Below are 2,500 nucleotides of genomic sequence, written 5' to 3'. Positions count from 1 at the left end.
TGGGGTCATCCAGCGGACACATCTAAATCACACTCCATCCGAGCTCATACTCCAACCTTGGAGATGGGGATTGAGTCGGTCAGTGGAGGTTAGGAGACTCGAACTCCTGACATCCTGCTTGCAAAGCAGGCGCTCTACCAACTGAGCTAAACCCCCAACACCGAATGGGCCATCCTGGACTTGAACCAGGGACCTCACCCTTATCAGGGGTGCGCTCTAACCACCTGAGCTAATGGCCCAGGAGTCTCATCCCTTATGGGGTGTGACCTAGACAAAGTTTAGGAACTAAGAATCTCCATGACTCTCTTCAACATCGCTGCTGAATTAATCACTTCAAAGCTGAGGTACCGATCGACCTAAGGTGACAGGATTTCGGCCTAAGAATAAAATACTCAGACATCAAAATCGTTGTTTGTCTCCCTGTTAGGAGGTGATCCAGCCGCACCTTCCGGTACGGCTACCTTGTTACGACTTCACCCCAGTCATCAGCCCCACCTTCGACGTCCTCCTCCACAAGGGTTGGAGTAACGGCTTCGGGCGTGGCCAACTTCCATGGTGTGACGGGCGGTGTGTACAAGGCCCGGGAACGTATTCACCGCAGTATGCTGACCTGCGATTACTAGCGATTCCTCCTTCACGTAGGCGAGTTGCAGCCTACGATCTGAACTGAGCCACGGTTTATGGGATTTGCTAGCTCTCGCGAGTTTGCTGCCCTTTGTCCGTAGCATTGTAGTACGTGTGTAGCCCAGGATGTAAGGGGCATGATGACTTGACGTCATCCACACCTTCCTCCGGTTTATCACCGGCGGTCTCTCTAGAGTGCCCAACTAAATGCTGGCAACTAAAGACGTGGGTTGCGCTCGTTGCGGGACTTAACCCAACATCTCACGACACGAGCTGACGACAGCCATGCACCACCTGTCACTGCGTTCCCGAAGGCACTCTCCCGTTTCCAGGAGATTCGCAGGATGTCAAACCCTGGTAAGGTTCTTCGCGTTGCATCGAATTAAACCACATACTCCACCGCTTGTGCGGGCCCCCGTCAATTCCTTTGAGTTTCACACTTGCGTGCGTACTCCCCAGGCGGAACACTTAACGCGTTGGCTACGACACCGGAGGGGTCGATTCCCCCGACACCTAGTGTTCATCGTTTACGGCCAGGACTACAGGGGTATCTAATCCCTTTCGCTCCCCTGGCTTTCGTCCATGAGCGTCAGTGATGGCCCAGCAGAGCGCCTTCGCCACTGGTGTTCTTCCCGATATCTACGCATTTCACCGCTACACCGGGAATTCCCTCTGCCCCTACCACACTCTAGCCCAACAGTTTCCACTGCCATGATGGAGTTAAGCTCCACTTTTTAACAGCAGACTTTTTGGGCCGCCTGCGGACGCTTTACGCCCAATAATTCCGGATAACGCTTGCCACTCCCGTATTACCGCGGCTGCTGGCACGGAATTAGCCGTGGCTTATTCCTCAAGTACCGTCAGATCTTCTTCCTTGAGAAAAGAGGTTTACAGCCCAGAGGCCTTCATCCCTCACGCGGCGTTGCTCCGTCAGGCTTTCGCCCATTGCGGAAAATTCCCCACTGCTGCCTCCCGTAGGAGTCTGGGCCGTGTCTCAGTCCCAGTGTGGCTGATCATCCTCTCAGACCAGCTACTGATCGATGCCTTGGTGAGCTCTTACCTCACCAACAAGCTAATCAGACGCGAGCTCATCCTCAGGCGAAATTCATTTCACCTCTCGGCATATGGGGTATTAGCAGCCGTTTCCAGCTGTTGTCCCCCTCCTGAGGGCAGATTCTCACGCGTTACTCACCCGTCCGCCACTAACCCGAAGGTTCGTTCGACTTGCATGTGTTAAGCACGCCGCCAGCGTTCATCCTGAGCCAGGATCAAACTCTCCGTTGTAGATCAATTCCTTTTGATGGCTTTCACTATCTCAAATTGATTTGCATCACCCACATCTCAGCTTCTGCTGGTTGCAGTTGAAGCCTCCTTTCAGCTGACACAGAAAGGGTTCTTAAGAGTGCACTTAGAATCTCTCCTTCGTGACTTTCCAGGATCTCAGATCCGGTCGTTGCTCCACATTGCGCACACCGACAACCTCAAGGCTCGTGAAAACCTTGCTGCTGTAAGCGCAATGCTTCTCTGCAACTAAAAAATTGTTGACGGGACCTCACACCTTTATCGCTCTTCATTCAAAACTTCCCCTCAGCCTTGCAGCCTTGGTTCGGTCCTGAACGCGATAAAAGCGTCAGTTCCTAAACTTTTCGATTGTCCAGGTTCTCGCTTCCCTACTCCCTCTCAGGAGTGGTTCAGCGGCGCGGCCTCGTCAGCCGCTTGAAGAACTTACAACACCGTGGGATCGCTCCCTTGACGCTGTCGTAAGCACCACAGACGCCAAAGGCTCTCGCCCTCAGACGTGTGGTCCGCGCGCTCGCCTCTCGGCTCCCGCGCAGTCCAAAACCATAACTCACAACTCACCCAACTCGCAAGCCCT

Annotated in this window: 2 tRNA genes and 1 rRNA gene; all 3 read right to left on the bottom strand. The window is 53.7% G+C overall.

Going from position 1 to position 2,500, the window contains the following annotated elements:
• Window positions 1–83: 83 nt before the first annotated feature.
• Window positions 84–156: transfer RNA gene (locus tag DXY16_RS09540), tRNA-Ala, on the bottom strand.
• A 9-nt stretch (window positions 157–165) separates the two neighbouring features.
• Window positions 166–239 (bottom strand) — tRNA-Ile (locus tag DXY16_RS09535).
• A gap of 184 nt (window positions 240–423) precedes the next feature.
• Window positions 424–1,908: ribosomal RNA gene (locus DXY16_RS09530) — 16S ribosomal RNA — on the bottom strand.
• Window positions 1,909–2,500 lie beyond the last annotated feature (592 nt).

The organism is Synechococcus sp. UW105 (assembly GCF_900473935.1).
GTDB lineage: Bacteria > Cyanobacteriota > Cyanobacteriia > PCC-6307 > Cyanobiaceae > Synechococcus_C.
The sequence above is the reverse complement of the archived record's forward strand: the minus strand, read 5'-3'. Positions and strand labels throughout refer to the sequence as shown.